Genomic DNA, 548 nt, shown 5'->3' with positions numbered 1-548 from the left:
TCCACCGCGCCCGTACCGATACGACTGGTGCTCTCCGGGCTGTTCCCTTCGCTTATCACCGCAGCATAATAAGTCCCCGCTGGAATCTCGCTCTCGCCATTATAAGGCAACAAGGTAAAACGTTCCTGCCCCTCAATCTCCAACACTGTTTGTCTAGTGAGCTGGCCAATTTGTGCAGCCGAGTTAAAAGGACTCGCGTAAGAGCCACTATGAGAGTTATAAGTCATCGGCAACCAACCTTCACGTAAGACCAACATGCCCTCTCCATTTGGACTCGCGGCACCAAAATCCAGTTCGAACTGCCAGCCGCTAACTGGAGTCGTCAGTTCGTATTTGTAAAATGCTGGCTCACGTGCGCCTAAGCCATTGATCACCGCATCAGATCCGGGGCTGACATCCACCACATCCAAGCTCATCCCGCTGCCAATGCCACGACTCTGAAAAGTGAACGCACAAGCTTCACTAGAACTCTGATTATAAATGCCGACATAATACGTCCCAGGCTCCAAAGGGCTGCCCATTGACATACTCAAAACACGGTCTACCGT

The 548-nt window shown here is 51.6% G+C and carries 1 protein-coding gene; it reads right to left on the bottom strand.

Translation table 11 applies throughout. The features are described from left to right. The coding region (locus QEH52_RS20115; RefSeq protein WP_308952756.1) for a hypothetical protein at nucleotides 1-527 on the bottom strand (527 nt) is incomplete at its 3' end. Nucleotides 528-548: the final 21 nt, after the last annotated feature.

Origin of the sequence: Thalassobacterium maritimum (assembly GCF_031127805.1) — a bacterium.
Classification (GTDB): Bacteria; Verrucomicrobiota; Verrucomicrobiia; order Opitutales; family Coraliomargaritaceae; genus Thalassobacterium; species Thalassobacterium maritimum.
This window is presented reverse-complemented; position numbering and strand designations above follow the sequence as displayed.